The organism is Oceanisphaera marina (assembly GCF_014643915.1).
Classification (GTDB): domain Bacteria; phylum Pseudomonadota; class Gammaproteobacteria; order Enterobacterales; family Aeromonadaceae; genus Oceanimonas; species Oceanimonas marina.
In genome coordinates this window covers 115,132-137,715 of the sequence record NZ_BMKE01000001.1, presented here as the reverse complement: position 1 = coordinate 137,715, position 22,584 = coordinate 115,132, and the positions used below count along the sequence as shown (strand labels likewise).

The 22,584-nt window shown below is 53.8% G+C and carries 22 protein-coding genes and 14 tRNA genes; 30 read left to right on the top strand and 6 right to left on the bottom strand.

From position 1 onward, the window contains the following. The first annotated feature begins 92 nt into the window (after positions 1-92). From nlpI to IEW52_RS00630, 25 genes are all read left to right on the top strand, one after another. Positions 93-968 carry a lipoprotein NlpI gene (gene nlpI / locus IEW52_RS00750; RefSeq protein ID WP_308424511.1) on the top strand — a complete coding sequence of 292 codons (876 nt, stop codon included), beginning with the start codon at positions 93-95 and terminating at the stop codon, positions 966-968. 210 nt (positions 969-1,178) lie between these two features. Beyond that, a complete protein-coding gene (gene trmJ / locus IEW52_RS00745; RefSeq protein WP_188628155.1) occupies positions 1,179-1,922 on the top strand; it encodes a tRNA (cytosine(32)/uridine(32)-2'-O)-methyltransferase TrmJ in 744 nt (247 codons plus the stop codon). Between the two features lie 79 nt (positions 1,923-2,001). Further along, entirely contained in the window at positions 2,002-2,460 is a 459-nt protein-coding gene (iscR, locus tag IEW52_RS00740) for a Fe-S cluster assembly transcriptional regulator IscR (RefSeq protein ID WP_188628154.1), read from the top strand. A gap of 88 nt (positions 2,461-2,548) precedes the next feature. Next, positions 2,549-3,763, top strand: coding sequence for an IscS subfamily cysteine desulfurase (locus IEW52_RS00735; RefSeq protein ID WP_188628153.1), 1,215 nt, complete (start codon positions 2,549-2,551; stop codon positions 3,761-3,763). Positions 3,764-3,801: 38 nt separating this feature from the next. Continuing rightward, a complete protein-coding gene (iscU, locus tag IEW52_RS00730) occupies positions 3,802-4,188 on the top strand; it encodes a Fe-S cluster assembly scaffold IscU (RefSeq protein ID WP_188628152.1) in 387 nt (128 codons plus the stop codon). Between the two features lie 11 nt (positions 4,189-4,199). Beyond that, a complete protein-coding gene (gene iscA / locus IEW52_RS00725; RefSeq protein ID WP_188628151.1) occupies positions 4,200-4,523 on the top strand; it encodes an iron-sulfur cluster assembly protein IscA in 324 nt (107 codons plus the stop codon). A gap of 9 nt (positions 4,524-4,532) precedes the next feature. Further along, positions 4,533-5,051 (top strand): co-chaperone HscB, encoded by a 519-nt coding sequence (hscB, locus tag IEW52_RS00720; protein WP_188628150.1) that lies wholly within the window; start codon positions 4,533-4,535, stop codon positions 5,049-5,051. Positions 5,052-5,056: 5 nt separating this feature from the next. Beyond that, positions 5,057-6,901: a Fe-S protein assembly chaperone HscA gene (gene hscA / locus IEW52_RS00715; protein WP_188628149.1), complete on the top strand. Its 1,845-nt coding sequence runs from the start codon at positions 5,057-5,059 to the stop codon at positions 6,899-6,901. 2 nt (positions 6,902-6,903) lie between these two features. Then, positions 6,904-7,242, top strand: coding sequence for an ISC system 2Fe-2S type ferredoxin (fdx, locus tag IEW52_RS00710; RefSeq protein ID WP_188628148.1), 339 nt, complete (start codon positions 6,904-6,906; stop codon positions 7,240-7,242). 12 nt (positions 7,243-7,254) lie between these two features. Beyond that, on the top strand, positions 7,255-7,455 hold the full coding sequence (iscX, locus tag IEW52_RS00705; protein WP_188628147.1) for a Fe-S cluster assembly protein IscX: 201 nt from the start codon (positions 7,255-7,257) through the stop codon (positions 7,453-7,455). A 152-nt stretch (positions 7,456-7,607) separates the two neighbouring features. Then, positions 7,608-8,903: an aminopeptidase PepB gene (gene pepB / locus IEW52_RS00700; protein ID WP_188628269.1), complete on the top strand. Its 1,296-nt coding sequence runs from the start codon at positions 7,608-7,610 to the stop codon at positions 8,901-8,903. 408 nt (positions 8,904-9,311) lie between these two features. After that, positions 9,312-9,388, top strand: a tRNA-Met gene (locus tag IEW52_RS00695). A gap of 5 nt (positions 9,389-9,393) precedes the next feature. Then, a tRNA-Leu gene (locus IEW52_RS00690) sits at positions 9,394-9,478 on the top strand. A 19-nt stretch (positions 9,479-9,497) separates the two neighbouring features. Next, a tRNA-Gln gene (locus IEW52_RS00685) sits at positions 9,498-9,572 on the top strand. A 136-nt stretch (positions 9,573-9,708) separates the two neighbouring features. Beyond that, a tRNA-Gln gene (locus IEW52_RS00680) sits at positions 9,709-9,783 on the top strand. A 99-nt stretch (positions 9,784-9,882) separates the two neighbouring features. Then, positions 9,883-9,959: transfer RNA gene (locus tag IEW52_RS00675), tRNA-Met, on the top strand. Positions 9,960-9,965: 6 nt separating this feature from the next. Then, positions 9,966-10,050 (top strand) — tRNA-Leu (locus IEW52_RS00670). Positions 10,051-10,069: 19 nt separating this feature from the next. Then, positions 10,070-10,144 (top strand) — tRNA-Gln (locus IEW52_RS00665). Positions 10,145-10,280: 136 nt separating this feature from the next. After that, positions 10,281-10,355 (top strand) — tRNA-Gln (locus tag IEW52_RS00660). A 99-nt stretch (positions 10,356-10,454) separates the two neighbouring features. Next, positions 10,455-10,531, top strand: a tRNA-Met gene (locus IEW52_RS00655). A 6-nt stretch (positions 10,532-10,537) separates the two neighbouring features. Continuing rightward, positions 10,538-10,622: transfer RNA gene (locus tag IEW52_RS00650), tRNA-Leu, on the top strand. Positions 10,623-10,653: 31 nt separating this feature from the next. After that, positions 10,654-10,728: transfer RNA gene (locus tag IEW52_RS00645), tRNA-Gln, on the top strand. A 99-nt stretch (positions 10,729-10,827) separates the two neighbouring features. Beyond that, positions 10,828-10,904 (top strand) — tRNA-Met (locus IEW52_RS00640). Positions 10,905-10,910: 6 nt separating this feature from the next. Then, positions 10,911-10,995 (top strand) — tRNA-Leu (locus IEW52_RS00635). A 31-nt stretch (positions 10,996-11,026) separates the two neighbouring features. Beyond that, positions 11,027-11,101, top strand: a tRNA-Gln gene (locus IEW52_RS00630). Between the two features lie 721 nt (positions 11,102-11,822). On the opposite strand, the gene ndk is transcribed toward IEW52_RS00630, so the two are convergent. From ndk to pth, 3 genes are all read right to left on the bottom strand, one after another. Continuing rightward, complete coding sequence (gene ndk / locus IEW52_RS00625; protein ID WP_188628146.1) at positions 11,823-12,254, bottom strand: nucleoside-diphosphate kinase; 432 nt, start codon at positions 12,252-12,254, stop codon at positions 11,823-11,825. A 193-nt stretch (positions 12,255-12,447) separates the two neighbouring features. Further along, positions 12,448-13,539, bottom strand: a complete 1,092-nt coding sequence (gene ychF, locus IEW52_RS00620; protein ID WP_188628145.1) for a redox-regulated ATPase YchF — start codon at positions 13,537-13,539, stop codon at positions 12,448-12,450. A gap of 33 nt (positions 13,540-13,572) precedes the next feature. Then, positions 13,573-14,169 carry an aminoacyl-tRNA hydrolase gene (gene pth, locus IEW52_RS00615; RefSeq protein WP_188628144.1) on the bottom strand — a complete coding sequence of 199 codons (597 nt, stop codon included), beginning with the start codon at positions 14,167-14,169 and terminating at the stop codon, positions 13,573-13,575. A 161-nt stretch (positions 14,170-14,330) separates the two neighbouring features. On the opposite strand from pth, the gene IEW52_RS00610 reads away from it, so the two are divergent. Beyond that, the gene (locus IEW52_RS00610) at positions 14,331-15,059 is read left to right on the top strand and encodes a sulfite exporter TauE/SafE family protein (protein WP_188628143.1); all 729 of its coding nucleotides are present in this window, start codon (positions 14,331-14,333) and stop codon (positions 15,057-15,059) included. Between the two features lie 686 nt (positions 15,060-15,745). On the opposite strand, the gene IEW52_RS00605 is transcribed toward IEW52_RS00610, so the two are convergent. The 3 genes from IEW52_RS00605 to lolB all read right to left on the bottom strand — a co-directional run bounded on the left by IEW52_RS00605 (position 15,746) and on the right by lolB (position 18,399). Next, positions 15,746-16,693: a ribose-phosphate pyrophosphokinase gene (locus IEW52_RS00605; protein ID WP_188628142.1), complete on the bottom strand. Its 948-nt coding sequence runs from the start codon at positions 16,691-16,693 to the stop codon at positions 15,746-15,748. A 261-nt stretch (positions 16,694-16,954) separates the two neighbouring features. After that, on the bottom strand, positions 16,955-17,824 hold the full coding sequence (gene ispE, locus IEW52_RS00600; RefSeq protein WP_229667725.1) for a 4-(cytidine 5'-diphospho)-2-C-methyl-D-erythritol kinase: 870 nt from the start codon (positions 17,822-17,824) through the stop codon (positions 16,955-16,957). Further along, a complete protein-coding gene (gene lolB, locus IEW52_RS00595) occupies positions 17,824-18,399 on the bottom strand; it encodes a lipoprotein insertase outer membrane protein LolB (protein ID WP_188628141.1) in 576 nt (191 codons plus the stop codon). Before lolB ends, ispE begins: the two co-directional genes overlap by 1 nt. Before the next feature lie 121 nt (positions 18,400-18,520). Here lolB and hemA point away from each other — a divergent pair, with 121 nt between their 5' ends. Genes hemA through IEW52_RS00575 form a run of 4 tightly spaced genes read left to right on the top strand, consistent with a single transcriptional unit; the run spans position 18,521 to position 22,581 of the window. Continuing rightward, positions 18,521-19,780: a glutamyl-tRNA reductase gene (hemA, locus tag IEW52_RS00590; RefSeq protein ID WP_188628140.1), complete on the top strand. Its 1,260-nt coding sequence runs from the start codon at positions 18,521-18,523 to the stop codon at positions 19,778-19,780. A 23-nt stretch (positions 19,781-19,803) separates the two neighbouring features. Beyond that, a complete protein-coding gene (gene prfA / locus IEW52_RS00585; protein WP_188628139.1) occupies positions 19,804-20,889 on the top strand; it encodes a peptide chain release factor 1 in 1,086 nt (361 codons plus the stop codon). Continuing rightward, the gene (prmC, locus tag IEW52_RS00580) at positions 20,889-21,746 is read left to right on the top strand and encodes a peptide chain release factor N(5)-glutamine methyltransferase (RefSeq protein WP_188628138.1); all 858 of its coding nucleotides are present in this window, start codon (positions 20,889-20,891) and stop codon (positions 21,744-21,746) included. Before prfA ends, prmC begins: the two co-directional genes overlap by 1 nt. Further along, the gene (locus tag IEW52_RS00575) at positions 21,724-22,581 is read left to right on the top strand and encodes a SirB1 family protein (protein WP_188628137.1); all 858 of its coding nucleotides are present in this window, start codon (positions 21,724-21,726) and stop codon (positions 22,579-22,581) included. Before prmC ends, IEW52_RS00575 begins: the two co-directional genes overlap by 23 nt. Positions 22,582-22,584: the final 3 nt, after the last annotated feature.

Below are 22,584 nucleotides of genomic sequence, written 5' to 3'. Positions count from 1 at the left end.
GGGCCCTTTTTGTTATGGAATGCATTTGCAACATGACAAATGACGCAGAGCTGCATAACATGTGTTCATAATAAGACAAGTTCGGAGCCGTCTTGAACGAAAGATTAATGCTCGGCCCTTTGGTACTGCTTGGCTGCCTGCTGATTGGCTGCAGCTCCCCCGGGGTAGTTACGCCTACTCTGGTGTTGCCCGTACCTATGCAGGTGTCCTACGAAAGCGAGCTGGGAATTGCCCGATTGGGGCAAATGTTGAATTCTCCCGGGTTAACTCCCGAACAACGTGCGGAATTGTTTTTTCAGCGCGGTGTCATTTTCGATCGTGTTGGGCTGCGTGCCATGGCGCGGCTTGATTTCAATCGCGCCTTGCGCGAGAGGCCCGACTTTGCCGATGCCTATAACCTGAACGGTGTATACCTGACCCAGAATCAGGAGTTTGACGAAGCCTACGAGTCTTTCGACTCGGCGCTGGAGTTGGCCCCCGATTATGCCTATGCCAACCTTAATCGCGGCATTGCCCTGTATTATGGTGGGCGGCCACGGTTGGCAGCACAGGATCTCAAGGTATTTCTCGACCAGGAACCTGGTGATCCTTATCGGCTATTGCTCTGGTATCTGGCGTTGGAACGCATGGATCCCAAGGCGGCACGGGTGTCGTTGCAACAGCACCAACAGCAATACGGCAGTGACGAATGGGCCTGGGATATTGTGAATGTCTACCTGGGAACCGTGAGCGAAGAGCAGTTGCTGAATCGGATTGCAGAAGAAAGCGCCGATAACAAGGAGCTGGCCGAGCGATTATGTGAAGCCTATTTTTATCTGGCCAAGCGTGCCCAGCACAACGGTGATCCCGGGCAGGCTGAAGTCTATTTCAAACTGGCCCTGGCGACCAATATCTATGATTTTGTCGAACACCGTTATTCCTTGCTTGAACTGGATTTAATCGAGCAAGGTGGTGAGCCCAAGCGCTAACGGTTGAAGCAAAACAGCAAGCCAAAGCGTAAAACGGAAACATCCACACCGAGCCCGCAGGCTCGGTGTTTTTTTTGGGTCGCATCGCCTGACGCTGCTTTTTTATTGCTGATTGCCCCGGTTGACTTCTCACTGTGTTTATCATTCCCTTACAGCTGCCATTCACTGTGTTAGAATCTTGCGCCTTAAGCACTCTTGGACTCTCTGCATATGCTTGGGCAAATACGAATCGTGTTGGTTAATACCTCACATACCGGCAATATCGGCTCTGCCGCTCGCGCCATGAAAACCATGGGGCTGGGTGAATTATGGCTGGTTGATCCGGTGAATCCGGTAGATGAACAGGCCATTGCCCTGTCTGCCGGCGCCAGTGATATTCTGGCTCAGTCTAAAACCGTGGGCACCCTGGCCGAAGCCGTGGCAGACTGCGGGCTGGTTATTGGTACCAGTGCCCGCTCTCGTACCTGGTCCTGGCCCATGCTGGATGCACGAGAAGCGGGCGAAAAAGCCATGGCCGAAGCCCCTAAACACAAGGTGGCCCTGGTGTTTGGTCGTGAACGTACCGGCTTGAGTAATGACGAGTTACAGCAGTGCCACTTTCATGTGGCCATTCCGGCCAACCCGGAATACAGCTCCCTTAACCTGGCCATGGCGGTGCAGACCCTCAGCTATGAAACCCGCATGGCCTGGCTGGCAAAAGAGCAAGAGCCAACAGACGAAGCTGAGCTGGAGCAGGATTATCCGCTGTCACAGGATCTGGAGCGTTTCTATACGCACCTGGAAGAAACCCTGCTGGAAACCGGTTTCATCATCAAGCCCCATCCAGGCCAGATAATGACCAAGTTGCGCCGCCTGTTTAATCGGGCCCGTCCCGAAGCCTATGAGCTGAATATCTTGCGCGGCATACTGACGTCGGTACAAAAAAACGGCCGCCAGAAGGACGATAATAGCTGAGTGTTTCAGTCGGACTTATACTTGACTGAAACACTCGGGTATGACACCCTGATGCCATGTCTGGAAAGGGTTTAATTACATGAGACTGACATCAAAAGGGCGTTATGCCGTTACTGCCATGTTAGATGTAGCCTTGCACGGCGACACAGGCCCTGTGTCTCTGGCCCACATCTCTGAGCGGCAGGGTATTTCTCTGTCGTATCTTGAGCAGTTGTTTGCCCGATTACGCAAACACGGACTGGTAAGCAGCGTGCGTGGCCCCGGTGGTGGATATCGACTGGGTATGGAGCAATCCGCCATTTCTGTTGGCGCCATTATAGTGGCCGTCGACGAGTCGGTAGATGCGACCAAATGCCAGGGTAAAGGCGATTGCCAAAATGGTAACCAGTGCCTGACTCATTCGCTCTGGTGTTCGCTCAGTGATCGGATTAGTGACTTTCTCGAAGGTATTAGTTTGGCCGAGCTGGTCAGCCAGCAAGGCGTGCGGCGAATTGCCGAGCAACAAGACAGTAATGTAAGCCTGTTAACTCTGGAATAACCCGATTAGCAGCAAGTGAGTTTGAACCTATTTGTTTAATGTCGATGACAAGACTGCCGACCAGAGCAGCGTTGTAATGGAGAATATAATGAAACTGCCCATTTATCTCGACTATGCGGCTACCTGCCCGGTAGATCCTCGTGTTGCCGAAAAGATGATGCAATGTCTGACCCCAGACGGTGTTTTTGGTAACCCGGCTTCCCGTTCGCACCGCTTCGGCTGGCAGGCGGAAGAGCTGGTCGATATAGCCCGTAATCAGATTGCCGACTTGATCAATGCCGACCCGCGTGAAATCGTATTCACCTCGGGCGCCACCGAATCCGACAACCTTGCCATCAAGGGTATTGCCAATTTTTACGGCAAGAAAGGCAAGCACATCATTACCTCCAAAACCGAACATAAAGCCGTACTTGACCCTTGCCGTCAGCTAGAGCGCGAAGGCTTTGAGGTGACTTATCTCGAGCCCCAGCCCAACGGTCTGTTTACCCTGAGCCAAATTGAAAATGCGTTGCGCGAAGACACCATTCTGGTGAGCCTCATGCACGTGAATAACGAAACCGGCGTTATTCAGGACGTGAAAGCCATTGGCGAGCTGTGCCGCAGCCGCAAGGTGATGTTCCACGTCGATGCCGCGCAAAGTGCCGGAAAAATCGATATTGATGTGAAAGACATGAATATCGACCTGTTGTCTTTGTCTGCTCATAAAGCATACGGCCCCAAAGGCATGGGCGCACTTTACGTGTCTCGCAAGCCTCGAGTTCGTCTGGAAGCACAGATGCACGGCGGCGGTCACGAAAGAGGCATGCGTTCAGGTACCCTGGCTACCCACCAGATTGTGGGCATGGGCGAAGCCTTCCGTATTGCCAAAGAAGAAATGCACGCCGAAGGCGAGCGTATTCTGGCGCTGCGCCAACGTCTGTATAATGGCCTGAAAGACATCGAAGAAGTCTACGTTAACGGTGACCTGGAACAACGGGTTCCTGGCATTTTGAACATCAGCTTCGCTTATGTAGAAGGTGAGTCCCTGATTATGGCGTTGAAGGACCTGGCGGTCTCTTCCGGTTCGGCCTGTACGTCTGCCAGCCTGGAGCCTTCTTATGTGCTGCGCGCCCTGGGGTTGAACGACGAACTGGCGCATAGCTCCATTCGCTTCAGCATCGGACGCTTTACCACCGAAGAGCAGATTGACTACGCCGTACGTCTGGTTAACGACGCTATCGGCCGCCTGCGGGACATGTCGCCACTGTGGGAAATGTTCAAAGACGGAATAGATTTGGATCAAGTTGAATGGGCACACCATTAAGGTGTCTAAACCATTGAAGCATGGGTGAGGAATAAATCATGGCTTACAGCGAAAAAGTAATAGATCACTATGAAAACCCCCGTAACGTGGGCGGTTTCGACAAGAACGACCCTAGCATTGCGACTGGTATGGTCGGGGCTCCTGCCTGTGGCGACGTCATGAAACTGCAGCTGAAAATCAGCGAGGCAGGCATTATTGAAGACGCCAAGTTCAAGACTTACGGCTGTGGCTCTGCCATCGCGTCCAGCTCGCTGATTACCGAATGGGTAAAAGGCAAGAATCTGGAAGAAGCGGCCAGTATCAAGAACACCGATATTGCCGAAGAGCTGGCGTTGCCACCGGTAAAAATCCACTGCTCTATTCTGGCAGAGGATGCCATCAAGGCAGCGATTGATGATTACAAGAAGAAGAAAAACCTAGCGTAAACGGAGACACCATGGCGATCACCATTACCGATGCAGCTGCACAGCGCGTGCAGACTTTCCTGAATAACAGAGGCAAAGGCCTTGGCCTGCGTCTGGGAGTCAAAACCTCCGGTTGTTCCGGCATGGCTTATGTACTTGAATTTGTCGACGAACTGTCAGACGGCGATCAAGTGTTCGAGCATGGCGACGTTAAGGTGATCGTCGATAGCAAAAGTCTGGTGTATTTAGACGGTACCGAACTCGATTTTGCCAAAGAAGGCTTGAACGAAGGCTTCAAATTCAACAATCCCAACACCAGTGGGGAATGTGGTTGCGGCGAAAGCTTTAACGTTTAAGGACGCAGCATGAACTACTTCGAGCTGTTTGATTTACCGGCAGAGTTTACGCTGGATAACCAGACGCTGGCCGAGACTTATCGTGGGCTGCAAATGCAGTTTCATCCCGACAAGTTTGCCGCTCGCCCCGAGCGAGAGCGTCTTCAGGCGGTACAACGTGCCGCCCATATCAATGATGCCTTCACCACGCTGAAACACCCTCTCAGTCGCGCCGAATATCTGCTGTCTTTGCAGGGCGTAGAACTGCATGCCGAGCAGCAAACACTCAAAGATCCCGAATTTCTGATGCAACAGATGGAATGGCGCGAACAGCTGGCCGACATCAGCGATGCATCGGACGTGTTTGCTGCCATCATGGCCTTTGATCAAGAGCTGCAGCAGGCCACGGCCGACTACTATGCCGAGCTTGAACAGCAACTGGGCGCGGCCCGCTGGCAAGAGGCTGCCGATACGGTACGTAAACTTAAATTCATGACTAAGCTGCATACCGAACTCGAACGTTTGGAAGATGCGCAGCAGGAATTCTAACCCTAATGGCATTATTACAAATATCTGAGCCGGGCCAGAGCGCGGCTCCTCACGAGCACAAATGGGCCGTGGGTATCGATTTGGGCACCACCAACTCGCTGGTGGCCGTGGTACGCAGCGGTGTGCCCGAAACACTGGTTGATGATCAAGGCCGCGACTTGCTGCCTTCTGTGGTGCATTATACCCAGCACGGTTTGCGCGTGGGTCATGACGCCAAACGCGAAGCCGATCAGGATCCGCAACACACCATCGCTTCGGTCAAACGCATGATGGGCAAGGCGCTGGCCGACATCCCCCGTCATCGTCTGCCTTATCTTTTTCGCGACACCCACAACGGCATCATAGAGCTGGACACCCCTCAGGGGCCGGTGAATCCGGTGCAGGTGTCGTCCGAAATTCTGAAAACCCTGGCCACCCGCGCCGAAGAAAGCCTGGGCAATCCGATACAGGGTGCCGTGATCACGGTGCCGGCTTATTTTGATGATGCCCAACGCCAGGGCACCAAAGACGCGGCGCAACTGGCCGGTCTTGAGGTGTTGCGCTTATTGAACGAACCGACGGCCGCAGCCATTGCCTACGGACTGGACTCGGGGCAGGAAGGCGTTATTGCGGTATTTGATCTGGGCGGCGGCACCTTCGATATTTCCATCTTGCGGTTGCATCGTGGTGTGTTCGAGGTGCTGGCCACCGGTGGCGATTCGTCTCTGGGTGGCGATGACTTTGATCATGCACTGGCCGACTGGATTCAGCAGCAGGCAAATATTGGCGAGTTGAGCCCCACCCAACAGCGTAATCTGCTGGATGTGGCCTGTGCCGCCAAGCAGGCACTGACCGATAACGAGACGGTGGACGTCAGCTGGCAGGACTGGCAGGGAACCCTGACCCGTGCCGACTTTGAAGGGCTTATTCTGCCCTGGGTCAACAAGACCCTGATGGCGTGTCGCCGCGCCCTGAAAGACGCGGGCGTTACGGCCGCCGAGGTGCAGCAAGTGGTGATGGTAGGCGGCTCGACGCGCGTGCCGTTGGTGCGTCACCGGGTGGGAGAATTCTTTGCCACCGACCCCCTGACCAGTCTGGATCCGGATAAAGTGGTCGCTATCGGTGCTGCCATTCAGGCAGATGTACTGATTGGCAACAAACCCGACAGCGACATGCTGCTGCTGGACGTGATCCCGCTGTCACTGGGGCTTGAAACCATGGGGGGCCTGGTTGAAAAGGTGATCCCGCGTAACACCACCATACCGGTGGCGCGCGCGCAGGAGTTTACCACCTTTAAAGACGGCCAAACCGCCATGGCGATCCATGTGCTACAAGGTGAGCGAGAGCTGGTCGCCGACTGTCGCTCTCTGGCCCGCTTCAACCTGACCGATATTCCGCCTATGGCGGCCGGTGCTGCGCATATTCGTGTTACTTTTCAGGTAGATGCGGACGGTCTCTTGTCGGTCAGTGCCATGGAGAAATCGTCTGGGGTACAGGCAGACATAGAAGTGAAACCTTCTTACGGCCTCAATGAAAACGACATTGCCACCATGCTGAAAGCTTCGTTCGAGCATGCCAAGGAAGACATTGATGCGCGCATGCTGGCCGAGCAAAAAGTGGAAGCGGCACGCGTTATCGAAAATATCATCAGTGCACTGGCGGCGGATGGTGACGAGCTGCTTGATGATCAGGAACGAACCGAGATAATCGCGGCAGTTGAATCGCTGCAACACAGTGCCACCGGTGACGATGTGGCTGCCATCAAACTTGCCATAGAGCAAACAGACAAACAAACGGCTGACTTTGCTGCCCGACGCATGGATGCCTCCATTCGTCGCGCTTTGGCCGGACAACGAGTAGATAAGGTGTAACGATGCCGAAGATTGTTTTTTTGCCTCATCCCGAGCTGTGTCCTGAAGGAGCGCAGCTAGAAGCCAAACTGGGTGAAACCGTATTGGATGTCGCCTTGCGCAATGGCATCGACATTGAGCATGCCTGTGAAAAATCCTGTGCCTGTACTACCTGTCATGTGGTAGTGCGTGAAGGCTTCGACTCGCTGGAAGAAAGCTGCGAGCTGGAAGATGACATGCTGGACAAGGCATGGGGTCTGGAGCCCGAGTCGCGCCTTGGTTGTCAGGCCAGAATGAATGACGAAGATCTGGTGGTCGAAATTCCTAAATATACCGTGAACATGGTATCGGAAAGTCATTAAACAGGAGAGCGTATGAGTCTTAAGTGGACGGACAGTCAGGATATTGCACTGGATTTGCTGGAAGCCTATCCTGACACGGATCCTAAAACGGTGCGTTTTACCGATTTGCACCAGTGGATTTGTGCGCTGGAAGACTTTGATGATGACCCTGATGCGTCCAACGAGCGCATTCTGGAAGCCATTATCATGGTCTGGATGGATGAATACGAATAAGTTTTTCGCAATCTATAAGCATGCGCAGAGCTTGCTCCTGCGATTGTGTTACTTATAGCTTACAGCTAAAAGCTTATCGCTGTTTTTGAGCCACAGTTACCGCTGTGGCTTTTTCAGTTTTTCAGCTTTTCAGTTAACTAAAAGGAATCATGATGTCGGCAATAATGAATATCGTGCTCTGCACGGAAGCAGCATCCGCCCAGTGGGGCGAGAAAGCGCTGCTGAGCTTTAATGAACATGAAGCGCGGGTGCATGTACCCAATGGCAGTGAACAGGAACGCAAGGCACAGCAGGCCGGCCGCAAGCTCGATGCCATGGGTATCAAGCAGGTGCGTCTGAGTGGCGACGGTTGGCAGCTGGAAAGCCGCTGGGCCTTTGCCCAGGGCTTTTACAATGCCCGTGGCGGTCAGCAGCTGGAGTGGGGCGAGATGCCCGCCGACGAACTGAGCGAACTGGAGGCGCGTAACCGGGCGGCTCGCTGGGTGCGTGAAATGATCAATGGCACCCCGGAAGATATTTACCCGGCATCACTGGCCGCCGAAGCCGGCAAGTTTATCCAGGCGTTGGCACCCGATAGTGTGACCTATCGTACCTACAGCGGCGAGCAGCTAAAAGACATGGGCTATGTGGGCCTGTATGAAGTGGGGCGGGGCAGTGAGCGTAGTCCCATCATGCTTGAGCTGGACTTCAACCCGGGTGGCGAGGCCGATGCACCGGTTGCTGCCTGCCTGGTCGGCAAGGGCATTACCTTTGACTCGGGTGGCTACAGCATGAAGTCTTCCGACGGCATGTCGGTCATGAAATCGGACATGGGCGGTGCTGCCACCGTTACCGGAGCGCTGGCACTGGCCATTCAACGTGGCCTTGCGCAGCGCGTCAAACTGTTCCTGTGCTGTGCAGAAAATCTGGTTTCCGGTCACGCCTACAAGCTGGGGGACATTCTGACCTACAAGAACGGTATTACCGTCGAGATCCTCAATACCGATGCCGAAGGTCGGCTGGTGCTGGCCGATGGCCTCCTGGCAGCCAGTGCCACCGGCGCGCCCTTTATTCTGGACGCCGCCACCCTGACCGGTGCTGCCAAAATGGCACTGGGCCGAGACTACAATGCGGTGCTCAGCATGAACAACGAGCTGGCACAGGCCACAGTGGCTGCTGCCAGTGCGGAATATGAAAAAGCCTGGCAATTACCATTGGAGCCTTTTCATGTGGGACAGCTGACGTCATCGTTTGCCGATATGGCCAACGTGCACGGCGGCGAAGGCATGGCCGGTGCTTCTACGGCGGCCGCCTTTCTGTCTCGCTTTGTACCAGACAACGGCAGCCAGTGGGTGCACCTCGATCTGGCAGGTGCGTACCAGAAAGCCGCCAACGACTTGTGGGCTGCCGGCGGCAAGGGGCATGGCATACGTACCATAGCTGCCATCTTGGCTCAGATGTGTCGTTAAGCGCTTAAAAGAGGTTAAGAGTAGGGCGTAAAGAGTGAAGCGAACAAGCCTGCTGAGTCGACGTCTTTGTAGGGTGCCGCTTTAGCTGGCACTCCCGTCTCAGCGGGGCTCCATTAAAAACACCCTGCTAACGCAGAACCTGCAGCTCCTGCAGTTAAAGTGCAGAGCTACAAAGATCGTGTTTTGAACTAAAGAGTCTGTAGCTTCCAGCAGTGTTTTGTCTATTCTACCGTCTAAGCGACTACTTTGTGGCCAAACAGTCAAACTCAGTTGGTTTTCACATAAAAAACGGTTGACGATTTTTGGCCTGGTGCGCATAATGCGCCCCGTTCGGTAACGCAGCACCGGCTACCAAAGGTGTGCTGATAACAGGATTTTTCTTGTTATGTCAGGTGGTATCGACGCAGTGGCTATGTAGCTCAGTTGGTTAGAGCACATCACTCATAATGATGGGGTCGCAGGTTCGAATCCCGCCATAGCCACCATTTCTGCGGGAGTGGCGAAATTGGTAGACGCACTAGATTTAGGTTCTAGCGCCGCAAGGTGTGCGAGTTCAAGTCTCGCCTCCCGCACCATATTGAAGTTAAGAAAAATTGGGGTATCGCCAAGCGGTAAGGCAGCGGGTTTTGATCTCGCCATTCCCAGGTTCGAATCCTGGTACCCCAGCCATATTAGAGAAATCGGCTTACACAGCGGGTTTTGATATCGGCCTTAGTGCCCCGGTTCGAGTCATAGCACTCCAGCCATATTAAAGAAGTAACTTGTAAAAATCTGGCTATATGCTATAAATATCAGCCATAAAAATTGGGGTATCGCCAAGCGGTAAGGCAGCGGGTTTTGATCTCGCCATTCCCAGGTTCGAATCCTGGTACCCCAGCCATATTAAGTATTTTGAGCAGCCTCTTGGTGCTTGAAATGAAAGTTTAAAGCAAGACAATTGCAGTGTAGACCTGAGCTAAGCAGTCTGGTTTACAATTGTGGCTATGTAGCTCAGTTGGTTAGAGCACATCACTCATAATGATGGGGTCGCAGGTTCGAATCCCGCCATAGCCACCACTTTCAGCGGGAGTGGCGAAATTGGTAGACGCACTAGATTTAGGTTCTAGCGCCGCAAGGTGTGCGAGTTCAAGTCTCGCCTCCCGCACCATATTGAAGTTAAGAAAAATTGGGGTATCGCCAAGCGGTAAGGCAGCGGGTTTTGATCTCGCCATTCCCAGGTTCGAATCCTGGTACCCCAGCCATATTAGAGAAATCGGCTTACACAGCGGGTTTTGATATCGGCCTTAGTGCCCCGGTTCGAGTCATAGCACTCCAGCCATATTAAAGAAGTAACTTGTAAAAATCTGGCTATATGCTATAAATATCAGCCATAAAAATTGGGGTATCGCCAAGCGGTAAGGCAGCGGGTTTTGATCTCGCCATTCCCAGGTTCGAATCCTGGTACCCCAGCCATATTAAGTATTTTGAGCAGCCTCTTGGTGCTTGAAATGAAAGTTTAAAGCAAGACAATTGCAGTGTAGACCTGAGCTAAGCAGTCTGGTTTACAATTGTGGCTATGTAGCTCAGTTGGTTAGAGCACATCACTCATAATGATGGGGTCGCAGGTTCGAATCCCGCCATAGCCACCACTTTCAGCGGGAGTGGCGAAATTGGTAGACGCACTAGATTTAGGTTCTAGCGCCGCAAGGTGTGCGAGTTCAAGTCTCGCCTCCCGCACCATATAAAAGTAACCACTTTTGAAGAAAAAAATTGGGGTATCGCCAAGCGGTAAGGCAGCGGGTTTTGATCTCGCCATTCCCAGGTTCGAATCCTGGTACCCCAGCCATATTAAGTATTTTGAGCAGCCTCTTGGTGCTTGAAATGAAAGTTTAAAGCAAGACAATTGCAGTGTAGACCTGAGCTAAGCAGTCTGGTTTACAATTGTGGCTATGTAGCTCAGTTGGTTAGAGCACATCACTCATAATGATGGGGTCGCAGGTTCGAATCCCGCCATAGCCACCACTTTCAGCGGGAGTGGCGAAATTGGTAGACGCACTAGATTTAGGTTCTAGCGCCGCAAGGTGTGCGAGTTCAAGTCTCGCCTCCCGCACCATATAAAAGTAACCACTTTTGAAGTAAAAAATTGGGGTATCGCCAAGCGGTAAGGCAGCGGGTTTTGATCTCGCCATTCCCAGGTTCGAATCCTGGTACCCCAGCCATATTCAGGAAACCAGCCGAAAGGCTGGTTTTTTTTGATCTCGGCCTCAGTGCCCAGGTTCGAATCCTGGTACCCAGCCATGTTCAGGAAACCAGCCGAAAGGCTGGTTTTTTTGATCTCGACCCAGCGATTTAAAAAGCCGATCTGATGGTTGGCTTTTTGCTTTGTGCGATCCCTGTTTTTCAATGAGATGTTGTCTTTTGTAGGGGCGAATTTATTCGCACAAAAACAAGAACACGGCCTAAAAGCAGCTTCTCTCTTTACATACCCAAAGTGCTTATACAAAATTGGATCTATTTGGTTGCTTTACAAAAGTAGAACAAAGGGTCCGCTCCGCCGACTCGCCGTGTACCCATCCTTGGGGGCTCAGCCGCACCATCCGTGGTGCGGATGGTCGGCTGAGCAGATCCCTTTGTTCTCCTTGATGCACCGGCGCTGGCTGTTAGCGCCGTCTACAGACAACTCTATGCTCGAGAAGTGGCAACAGAGATCGATTCCCACGACCGTGAAATGACAGGGACGTCATTTTCCGAGCCCCTATGGATGGGCTTATTGCGTGTCGTGGGAGGCGACGGTGTTGCCTCTGAGCTCGGGTTTAAAAATGATCCCACCTTTATTCAAATTGGTATTACTGTAATTGGTGTAAGTTATTAAATTTCACCCAATAAAAAAGGAGCCGAAGCTCCTTTTTATCAACAACAACAGTGTTTAAACGTTATCCCTTAGCGGGTACGTGGGCACACTTCTTCGTCGCTGAAGAAATACGCGATTTCGCGAGCAGCAGAAGCGGCAGCGTCGGAACCGTGTACGGCATTTTCGTCGATGCTGTCGGCGTAGTCGGCGCGCAGAGTACCGGCCAGGGCGTCAGCTGGGTTGGTTGCACCCATGATTTCGCGGTGACGCAGAACGGCGTTTTCGCCTTCCAGAACTTGGACCATAACAGGACCAGAAGTCATGAAATCAACCAGCGCTTTAAAGAAAGGACGCTCGCTGTGCTCGGCGTAGAAGCCTTCAGCCTTGGCTTGATCCAAATGTACCATTTTAGCGGCTACAACTTTCAGGCCTGCAGTTTCAAAACGATTGTAGATGGCACCAATCAGGTTCTTTGCTACGGCATCAGGCTTGATGATGGAAAAAGTACGTTCGATAGCCATGTTGATTCCTTAATATATCAATCAATAAGATCAGGGGTGAAAACCGCGCGATTATACGTAAAAGCGGCCAAAATTAACACCGTTACCCTACAATTTAATTCAGAGCGGGATGAGACACACATAAAAACACCGAGCCTGCAGCAGACCCGGTGTTTCGTTGCTGGCCCGACACTCAGGCCAGATGCGATCGCTGTTAAACGTTGAACAGGAAGTTCAATACATCGCCATCTTTCACGACATAGTCTTTACCTTCGGCGCGCTGCTTGCCGGCTTCCTTGGCGCCTTGTTCACCTTTAAAGGTAATAAAGTCGTCATAGGCGATGGTTTGCGCACGAATAAAGCCTTTTTCGAAGTCGGTGTGGATCTTGCCCGCCGCCTGTGGCGCAGTGGCACCCACAGGAATAGTCCAGGCACGTACTTCTTTTACACCGGCCGTGAAATAGGTTTGCAGGTTAAGCAGTTCGTAACCGGCGCGGATCACCCGGTTCAATCCTGGCTCTTCAATACCCAGATCAGCCATGAACTCGGCCGCTTCTTCTGCATCCAGCTCGGCAATTTCCGACTCCATCGCCGCACATACAGGTACCACTATGGCGTTTTCGGCGGCGGCAATTTCCATCACCTGATCCAGGTAAGGGTTGTTTTCAAAGCCGTCGTCGTTAACGTTGGCAATGTACATGGTGGGCTTGATGGTCAGGAAGTTCAGGTAGTCGATGGCCGCCTTTTCTTCTTTGGTCAGCTCAACGCTGCGCAGTACCTTGGCTTCTTCCAGTGCCGGCAACAGTTTTTCCAGCACGCTGACTTCAAACTTGGCATCTTTGTCGCCGCCTTTGGCCTTTTTGGCGTTACGGTGAATCGCGCGCTCACAGGTATCCAGATCCGCCAGAGACAGCTCTATGTTGATCACGTCGATATCGTCTTTAGGTGATACGCGGCCCGAAACATGAATGATGTTATCGTTCTCGAAACAACGAACTACATGACCAATGGCATCGGTTTCACGAATGTTGGCCAAAAACTTGTTGCCCAGACCTTCGCCTTTGGAAGCACCGGCAACCAGGCCGGCAATATCGACAAATTCCATTGAGGTGGTCAAAATACGCTGTGGATTGACGATTTCTGCCAGGGCATCCAGACGCTTGTCTGGCACAGGTACCACGCCGGTATTGGGCTCTATGGTGCAAAATGGAAAGTTGGCGGCTTCTATGCCAGCTTTGGTGAGTGCGTTGAACAGAGTGGATTTGCCTACGTTAGGCAGACCCACGATACCGCATTTAAAACCCATGATATGTGTCCTGAAAGTGATGACTGAAAGTAGTTACTTGGTGGAGTCGGCATTAAAGGCATGCAGGCGATTCATTGCCTTGTTGATGCCTTCGTTAAATAAAATATCGGTGCAGCGCGCGGCTTCATCAACGGCGGCTTCCAGCAATATGTGCTCGGCGGCAGGCGCCTTGGTCAGCACAAAACCGGCTACCTGAGACTTGTGACCCGGGTGGCCAATGCCAATACGTAGTCGATAAAAATCTTTGTTGTTGCCCAGGCAGCTAATGGCATCGCGCAGGCCATTATGGCCGCCGTGGCCGCCGCCTTGTTTGAAGCGAACCGTGCCGGGGGCCAGGTCCAGCTCATCGTGTGCGATTAAAATAGACTCGGGTGCAATCTGGTAAAAGTTTGCCATGGCCGCAATTGCCTTGCCCGAACGATTCATGAATGTCGCGGGAATCAACAGGCGAACATCTCGCCCTTGAATGCGTACTCGGCTGGTCCAACCAAAGAATTTAGCTTCTTCTTTCAATGGGCTGCCGTGCATGCGGGCAAGTTCAGCCACATACCAGGCGCCTGCGTTATGGCGGGTATTGGCGTATTCCGGGCCCGGATTACCGAGCCCGACAATCAGTTCGATAGGGTTCATATGCTGAGTCGGCCATTAAAAATAACGCCATATTCTAATTAAGAGCGGCAATAATGGCCACCTTACTCTAGCCAAACCGGCATAATAGCGCAAAATGAGTGGTTCTGCGCCGTACGCCGCAAGGCGTGAAGCATAAGGCGTAAATTAATAAAAGGTATTGGATGATTGAGTTATTAGGGTGGTCTTTATTAGCCGGGATAGTAAACGCTCTGGCGGGTGGCGGTCTGTTTTTTACCTTGCCCGCGCTGCTTGCGCTGGGCATTCCCAGTACTTCGGCGGTGGCTACCGCCAGTGTCGCTTCGTGGCCGGGTTACCTGAGTGCATTCTGGGGGATCAGAAAACACCTGCGCGCCGGGCCCTTGCTGGGCTTGACCGTCATCGGGCTGCTGGGTGGCGGTTTGGGGGCCCTGGCTCTGGTACAGTTTGATGCCAGCAATTTCAACTATCTGGTGCCCTGGTTGTTGCTGGCGGTCAGTCTGCTATACGGCCGCCAGTTATTAAGCAAGGCTGGATCTGAAGGGCCTCTGGTTCTCGAGCGCCGCGGCTGGCCATTGTTGCTCGGTGGCAGCTTTTATGGTGGTTTCTTTGGCGGTGGTCTGGGCGTATTGCTGATGGCGCTAACCGGTCAGTTACGCATGGGCTCCAACTTGCAACAGCATGCCATCAAGCTCTACCTGTCCATGCTGGCCAGTGGTGCCACCATAGTGGTGTATTCGCTGTCTGGTCTGGTGTATTGGCAGGGCGGTGTGCTGTTGGCGGTAGGGTACCTGGTGGGCGGCAAGTTGGGAGCCCGACTCCTTACCTGGATCAAGCCCAAGCTGCTGGCCTGGGGCATAGTCGCCTTTGGTATCGGCCTGAGTGGCTATTATTTCGTACGATTTTACGGATAAAAACGGGGATTGGGGAGTTGGGAGCTGGGACTGGTAAAGAGCCTGAAGATCCTGGTTTAGTCCGAACTAATACCAATTTGAATAAAGATCTGATCATTTTTAAACCTGAGCTCAGAGGCAACACAGTCGCCTTCCACGACACGCCATGGGCTAAGGCCATCTACGCTTGGCGATGGCTGCAAACATTCACTGGATGTTTGGTCCATCACCAAACTTGATGCAGGCAGCAAGCTGCCCCCTGAGGGCTCGGAAAATGCCGTCCATGGCATTTCACGGTCGTGGTAGTCGATCTCTGTTGCCTCTTCTCGAGCATCGAGTTGTCTGTAGACGACGCTAACAGTCAACGCCGATGCATCAAGAAGGACAAAGGGATCTGCTCAGCCGACCATCCGCGCCACGGATGGCGCGGCTGAGCCTCCAGGGAGGGATCCACGGCGAGTCGGGGGAGCGGGCACTTTGTCCGACCTTTGTAGAACAACCAAATAGATCAGTTATTTAATCTGTTTGGTATAATCAAGTTGCCTGTAGTATTGCAGTCCCGCTAAAACGGAGCATGATGTCCCAGTCCCCAGTCCCCAGTCCCCAGTCCCCAGTCCCCAGTCCCCAGTCCCCGGTTTTAAATTCCGCCCACAAAAAAGCCCGCGAACTCGCGGGCTTTTTGACTTTCAGCTTAACGCTGTCAGTGCTTACAAATCGAACATGGCCGAGATGGACTCTTCGTTGCTGATGCGGCGAATGGCTTCTGCCAGCATGGGCGACAGCGACAGTTGCTTCACCTTGCTCAAGGATTTCATTTCTTCGCTCAAAGGCACAGAGTCGGTGATGATCACTTCATCAATCACGGAGTCTTTGATGTTCTGATAAGCATTGCCAGAGAACACGGCGTGAGTCGCATAGGCGAATACACGCTTGGCGCCACGCTCTTTCAGTGCTTCTGCGGCTTTGCACAGCGTACCGCCGGTGTCGATCATGTCATCAACAATCACGCAGTCACGGCCTTCAACTTCACCGATCAGGTTCATTACCTGAGACACGTTGGCGCGAGGGCGACGCTTGTCGATAATGGCAATTTCGGTTTCATCCAGCAGCTTGGCCACGGCACGAGCGCGCACTACACCACCGATATCCGGAGATACGACAACCGCATCCTGCAGATTCTTGGCCAGCATGTCTTCGAGCAGTACAGGCGTGCCAAATACATTGTCTACCGGTACATCAAAGAAGCCCTGAATTTGCTCGGCATGCAAATCGACGGTCAGCACACGGTCTACACCGACGCTGGACAGAAAATCAGCCACTACCTTGGCGGTAATCGGCACCCGGGAAGAACGTACACGACGATCCTGGCGAGCGTAACCGAAGTAGGGGATGACGGCGGTGATACGACCGGCAGAAGCTCGGCGCAACGCGTCCACCATCACGATCAATTCCATCAGGTTATCGTTGGTTGGTGCACAGGTAGACTGGATGATGAACACATCGCCGCCCCGTACATTTTCGTTGATTTGTACGCTGATCTCACCGTCACTGAAACGGCCTACATCGGCAGCACTCAGTTTGATGAACAGACGATCGGCGATACGTTGGGCGAGTTCCGGCGTAGCATTACCAGCAAACAGCTTCATGTCGGGCACGGTTGAAAACCTCGGGGTTGTTTCATGGGTGGCGAGACTGGACGGGGCCGTGAACCCGTTATCACGAAAACACATTCGCTATCCAGCCCGTTTTGGAAATCAAATTAGAGTATAACAGTGCATCAGACCGGGTGTTGAATCGGAAGACTCAAGCGGCAAGATGGCGTTACGCCTTATCAGCCAGTCTGTACACTTGGCAGCCAATTAACTCTTGGAACAAGAGCGAGAACGGGCCCACCCCCATTCTCTGAAATGACTGTCTCAAATTGCCGTGTTTGATGACGAGTCAATAGTATCCAGCTGCGCTAGTGCGCTGAATAAAGGCGATTGATTGCAGCCTTTGGCTACAAAACCCAATACGCCTTGCGGGGCCTTCGCCAGTACTTTTTCTGCCGCTTCCCGGCTATTGAAACTGGCGAATATACAGGCACCCGTGCCCGTCATTCTTGACGGCGCGTATTCTAACAACCAGCCAAGGAGCTTGGCAACCTCGGGGTATCGCTTTTTAACCAGCGCCTCGCAATCGTTGTGCCAGGGAGTGTTCAGCCATTGTTGCAGGCTTAAAGTCTTGCTGTTACGGGGCAGATCCGGATCGTTAAAAATAGCTGCCGTGGCTACCTCAAGTGCAGGGCACAGTACCAGATACCAGGGCTCGGCAGGTGAGGCTGGGGTGAATATGTCGCCCACGCCTTCGGCAAAGGCGGCCTGGCCGCGTACAAATACTGGCACATCGGCGCCCAGTGCAATGCCAAGCTCGGCCAGTTGATCCGTGGAAAGCCCCAGCTTCCATAATCGATTCAGCGCTACCAGAGTGGTTGCTGCATCGCTGGAGCCACCGCCCAAACCGCCGCCCATGGGCAAGCGCTTGGTCAGGTGAATGTGCGCGCCCTGGTTGCTGCCAGTCTTGCTCTGTAGCAAGCGCGCCGCTTTTATAATCAAATTTTGCTCGCATGGCACGCCAGCCAGCGCCGGCGTGAGCAACAGCTCGCCATCGGCGGCAGGAGCAAAACTCAGCGAGTCCCCATAATCCACAAACTGAAACAGGGTTTGCAGGCTATGGTAGCCATCGTCACGCCGACCGGTAATCGATAAAAACAGGTTCAGCTTGGCCGGAGCCGGAAGCACCATCATTAGTTGAGTTCCCATTGATTAATGGCCAGTCGTAATTTGGTATCCTGATGGCTGAGATCCAGCCGACTGGGTAACCAGAGGCCTTCAATCTGGGTGTAGCCTAAATAGCGCAATTCCCAGCCGTGCGCCTTGATGGTGCTGGGGCGACCATGCTCGTCATAGGTCACCTGATCCGTGGCCCCGGGCAAGCCCTTGATCCAGTAGGACAATTGCTCCACGGGCAAATCCCAGCCGGTTAATCGTTGCACCAGCTCGCGGGCATCGGCCGCCTGATGCTGCTGGCCATCGCTGTCGGTTAACTGCACGCTGCGGCCCTGACGGCTGAGATCGAATACCCGTTTGCCGACCACATTGGTCAGGTTCATGCGATAGTCGTTGCGATTTTGTCGCCAGAACAGACTCAGGCTGCCACGCTCATCGCTGGTAATTATGCCCAGCCTGGCCGACAGCTGCCATTGCTGTAATTGCGCAAGCGCGTTTTTTTGTGCCAACCAGCTGCCGGCGGGCGCTTTTTCGGCCTTGTAGGCACAGCCAGATAGCCATAACAGGGTGAAAACAACCAGTATAATCCGCACGCATTATTCCCCTTGAAATTTATTGTCAGTATAAGGGGAAGCTTGGTGCCTTTTAAAGCCTTACTCTTTCTCGTACAATGTACGGCTACTTGAAAGACGTAACGAGCCGCGCAAAACCCTCATGAGCCTGCTGGTACTGGGAATTAATCATAAGACAGCTTCCGTCGCCCTGCGCGAGCGGGTAGCATTTGGACCTGAAGTTGCCCCAAGGGCACTGCAGGAGCTGATGCGTACCCCAGGCGTGGGGGAAGCGGTGATCCTGTCTACCTGCAACCGTACCGAGCTCTATTGTCATCTGGAGCCCGAAGGCGACAGCCACCTGGTACGATTATGGCTGCAGGATTTTCATCAGTTGGATGAAAACGATCTCAACAGCTGCCTCTATCAATATCATGGCGAAGAAGCGGTGCGTCACCTTATGCGCGTGGCCTGTGGCCTGGACTCCCTGGTACTGGGTGAACCGCAGATTCTGGGGCAAATCAAGCTGGCCTATAACCAGTCGCAAAAGGTAGGCAGCCTGAAAGGCACCCTGGACCGTCTGTTTCAAAAAACCTTTTCCGTGGCCAAGCGGGTGCGCACCGAAACCGACATCGGTGCCAGTGCCGTGTCGGTGGCTTTTGCCGCGGTCAGCCTGGCCAAGCGCATTTTTTCTGATTTAAGCCGTACCCGCGTGCTCTTGGTGGGGGCAGGCGAAACCATAGAGCTGGTGGCGCGCCATCTTAAAGATCAGTCCGTTACCCAGATGATGGTGGCCAACCGTACACTGGAGCGCGCGCAGAATCTGGCGCAGGAATTTAATGCCGAAGTGATGACGCTGGAGCAAATCCCCGATTACCTGCCCAAGGCCGACATCGTCATCAGCTCCACCGCCAGCCCCTTGCCCATTATTGGCAAAGGCCTGGTCGAGCGTGCGCTGAAAGCCCGGCGTCAGCAGCCTATTCTGCTGGTCGACATTGCGGTGCCGCGAGACATAGAGCCGGAAGTCGACGAGCTGAACGACGCCTATCTTTATACGGTGGATGATCTGCAGGGCATTATCGAACAGAACATGGCGAATCGGCAGCAGGCGGCAGGTCAGGCCGAGCTCATTATTGTCGAGGAACGTGATCATTTCATGGCCTGGTACCGCTCGCTGGAGTCGGTCAAGCTGATCCAGGACTACCGCAGTCAGGCCGAGCAGCTGCAACAACAAGAGCTGGCACTGGCATTACAGGCGCTGGCTCAGGGCAAAGACAGTGCGCAAATCATACAGCGACTGGCCCGGCGCCTTACCAATAAACTGATCCATACTCCTACTCAGGCGCTGAACCAGGCAGGCAAAAACGGTGATCAGGACATTCTGACCGTATTAGCCCATAACCTAAAACTGGGCCAGCGCTGATTGAGCCACAGCGGCGAGACATCATGAACATATCCATATTAAAGAAACTGGAAGGTCTGCAGGAGCGCTATGAAGAAATTCAGGCGCTACTGGGTGAAGCATCCGTCATCAATAACCAGGATCAATACCGGGCCCTGACCAAAGAATATGCCCAGCTGGAAGACGTGGTGGGCTGCTATGGTCGCTACTGCCAGGCCGAAGCCGATCTGGCATCAGCCCAGGAAATGCTGGCCGAAGACGATGCCGACATGAAGGCCATGGCACAAGAAGAAATTGACGCCGCCAAAGAAACCATCACAGCCCTCGGCGTCGAGCTGCAAATTCTGCTGCTACCCAAAGACCCCAACGACGATAACAACTGCTTTCTGGAAATCAGGGCCGGCGCCGGTGGCGATGAAGCCGCTATTTTTGCCGGTGACCTGTTTCGCATGTACAGCCGTTATGCCGAGCAACAGCGTTGGCAAATAGAAATCATCAACGTCAACGAAGGTGAGCACGGCGGCTATAAAGAGCTGATTGCCCGCATCGAAGGCAAGGGCGTCTACGGCAAGCTCAAGTTCGAGTCGGGCGGGCACCGCGTACAGCGGGTACCGGAAACCGAATCCCAGGGGCGCATTCACACCTCGGCATGCACCGTGGCCGTGATGCCGGAAATTCCCGAAGCCGAAGCTATTGCCATCAATCCGGCCGACCTTAAAGTAGATACCTTTCGTGCCTCGGGCGCCGGTGGCCAGCACGTCAACAAGACCGACTCGGCCATTCGTATTACTCACTTGCCCAGTGGCGTGGTGGTGGAATGTCAGGACGAACGCTCGCAGCATAAAAACCGGGCCAAGGCGATGGCCGTCCTGAATTCACGTCTGGCACAAATCGAGCATGACAAGCGCCATGCCGAAGAGCAGGACACGCGCCGTAACCTGCTGGGGACAGGGGATAGATCCGACCGAATTCGTACCTATAACTACCCCCAGGGACGAGTGTCGGATCACCGCATCAACCTGACACTTTATCGCCTGAATGAAGTACTGGAAGGCGAGCTCGACATGTTGACCCAGCCTATCTTGCAAGAACATCAGGCCGACTTGCTGGCCGCACTGGCGGATCATTGATGACCCTGGCACAGTGGCGACAATGGATGCGTGAACAGCTGGCAGACTCGGAATCCGTGGCGCTGGATGTCGACGTATTGCTGTGCCATGTGCTGGACAAGCCTCGCAGCTTTCTGCTGTCCTGGCCGGAATATCTTCCCACCGAGGCCGATCAGGCCCGGTTAACGGCCCTGACGGCTCGCCGCCGAACCGGAGAGCCGGTGGCGCATCTTACCGGCGAACGGGAGTTCTGGTCTTTGATGCTGGCGGTATCACCGGATACCCTGATCCCCCGGCCTGACACCGAATTGATGATTGAAGCCGCACTGGCTCGTTTGCCGTTATCGGCAGCCACCCTGGCCGATCTGGGGACCGGCACCGGTGCCATCGCGTTATCGATGAAAAGTGAACGCCCGCAAGATACCGTGATAGCCGTTGAATTCAATGCCAATGCGGCGGCCCTGGCGCGTCATAACAGCGAACGCTTGCAGCTCGACATAGATATTCGTCAGGGCAGCTGGTTCGAGCCCCTGGCCGGCCAGTGTTTCAACATGATTTTATCCAACCCGCCCTATATCGACGCCGCCGATCCCCATTTACACTCCGGTGATGTACGCTTCGAGCCTGCTTCAGCCCTGGTTGCCGACGCTGGCGGCATGGCCGATTTGCAGCACATCATTACCCAGGCACCTTCTCACCTGCTGGCCAATGGTTGGCTACTGCTCGAACATGGCTGGCAGCAGGGCGCCCTGGTACGCGATTATTTTACCGGGCAGGGTTATCAACAAGTCAGCACGCTGCGTGATTATGGCGGGCAAGAACGTATTACGCTGGCACAGTGGCCCGGGAGGCACAATGCTGAAAACAAACATCAGTGATCGCTGGCTGAGTGATGAACCTCTCAGCTTGATGACGCTGGCACTGGACGTGGTCGAAAGCCTCTATGGGCTGGAAATCCGCGATCAGGCCGAAGTCAGTCTGTTTGCCCTGGAGCAGGAACTGGCGGAGCACCTTGGCGAGCAGCTGGCGTCGGGGCCGGTTTCCGGCAGTGATGTGCTGGCAGCCTTGTACGGCCCTCTGGGTCTGGCTGGAGACTGGGAGCGTTTTTTCGCCATCGAAAACTGCCTGATGGACAAGGTGCTGATTCGTCTCCGGGGTATTCCGGTAACCCTGGCGATTGTGGTGCTTCACCTGTGCGAGCGGTTCGGTGTTCGCGCTGAAGGCATCGGTTTTCCCGGTCACTTTTTATTGCGCCTGTTTAACGATCAGGCCACTGACCAGAAACAGGACCAGAGTACATCCGCAAGCCAGGATATTATCGACCCTTTCACCGGAAAAGTGCTGACTCGCCACGAAATCGAGCAATTGTTGCGTGGCGCCAGAGGAAACCTGGCCAAACTCAAGCCCAAGCATTTGCAGCCGGCCGAGCCGCTCGAGGTGTTGACGCGACTGCTGAATGTTACCAAGGCCTCCTTTATTCATCATCAGCAGTTTGATCAGGCATTGATCTGCAGCCAGCTGTTGCTTGTACTCAAGCCGGAATGTCCTTTTGAACGGCGTGATCGCGGCTTTTTGTATGAACAGCTCGATTGCAACCAGCTGGCCGCCGACGATTTTGAATTTTTTATTGAGCAATGCCCGGAAGATCCCGTATCCGACGTGCTTAAAGCCCAAGTTCTGGCCCTGGATCTGGTCCCCCAAACCCTCCACTAGGAG

What these genes read in the sequence shown, in the direction of transcription:
- trmJ (WP_188628155.1), top strand. Translation starts at nt 1,179, where the DNA reads ATGCTTGGGCAAATACGAATCGTGTTGGTTAATACCTCACATACCGGC.
- iscR (WP_188628154.1), top strand. Translation starts at nt 2,002, where the DNA reads ATGAGACTGACATCAAAAGGGCGTTATGCCGTTACTGCCATGTTAGAT.
- IEW52_RS00735 (WP_188628153.1), top strand. Translation starts at nt 2,549, where the DNA reads ATGAAACTGCCCATTTATCTCGACTATGCGGCTACCTGCCCGGTAGAT.
- iscU (WP_188628152.1), top strand. Translation starts at nt 3,802, where the DNA reads ATGGCTTACAGCGAAAAAGTAATAGATCACTATGAAAACCCCCGTAAC.
- iscA (WP_188628151.1), top strand. Translation starts at nt 4,200, where the DNA reads ATGGCGATCACCATTACCGATGCAGCTGCACAGCGCGTGCAGACTTTC.
- hscB (WP_188628150.1), top strand. Translation starts at nt 4,533, where the DNA reads ATGAACTACTTCGAGCTGTTTGATTTACCGGCAGAGTTTACGCTGGAT.
- hscA (WP_188628149.1), top strand. Translation starts at nt 5,057, where the DNA reads ATGGCATTATTACAAATATCTGAGCCGGGCCAGAGCGCGGCTCCTCAC.
- fdx (WP_188628148.1), top strand. Translation starts at nt 6,904, where the DNA reads ATGCCGAAGATTGTTTTTTTGCCTCATCCCGAGCTGTGTCCTGAAGGA.
- iscX (WP_188628147.1), top strand. Translation starts at nt 7,255, where the DNA reads ATGAGTCTTAAGTGGACGGACAGTCAGGATATTGCACTGGATTTGCTG.
- pepB (WP_188628269.1), top strand. Translation starts at nt 7,608, where the DNA reads ATGTCGGCAATAATGAATATCGTGCTCTGCACGGAAGCAGCATCCGCC.
- ndk (WP_188628146.1), bottom strand. Translation starts at nt 12,254, where the DNA reads ATGGCTATCGAACGTACTTTTTCCATCATCAAGCCTGATGCCGTAGCA.
- ychF (WP_188628145.1), bottom strand. Translation starts at nt 13,539, where the DNA reads ATGGGTTTTAAATGCGGTATCGTGGGTCTGCCTAACGTAGGCAAATCC.
- pth (WP_188628144.1), bottom strand. Translation starts at nt 14,169, where the DNA reads ATGAACCCTATCGAACTGATTGTCGGGCTCGGTAATCCGGGCCCGGAA.
- IEW52_RS00610 (WP_188628143.1), top strand. Translation starts at nt 14,331, where the DNA reads ATGATTGAGTTATTAGGGTGGTCTTTATTAGCCGGGATAGTAAACGCT.
- ispE (WP_229667725.1), bottom strand. Translation starts at nt 17,824, where the DNA reads ATGATGGTGCTTCCGGCTCCGGCCAAGCTGAACCTGTTTTTATCGATT.
- hemA (WP_188628140.1), top strand. Translation starts at nt 18,521, where the DNA reads ATGAGCCTGCTGGTACTGGGAATTAATCATAAGACAGCTTCCGTCGCC.
- prfA (WP_188628139.1), top strand. Translation starts at nt 19,804, where the DNA reads ATGAACATATCCATATTAAAGAAACTGGAAGGTCTGCAGGAGCGCTAT.
- prmC (WP_188628138.1), top strand. Translation starts at nt 20,889, where the DNA reads ATGACCCTGGCACAGTGGCGACAATGGATGCGTGAACAGCTGGCAGAC.
- IEW52_RS00575 (WP_188628137.1), top strand. Translation starts at nt 21,724, where the DNA reads ATGCTGAAAACAAACATCAGTGATCGCTGGCTGAGTGATGAACCTCTC.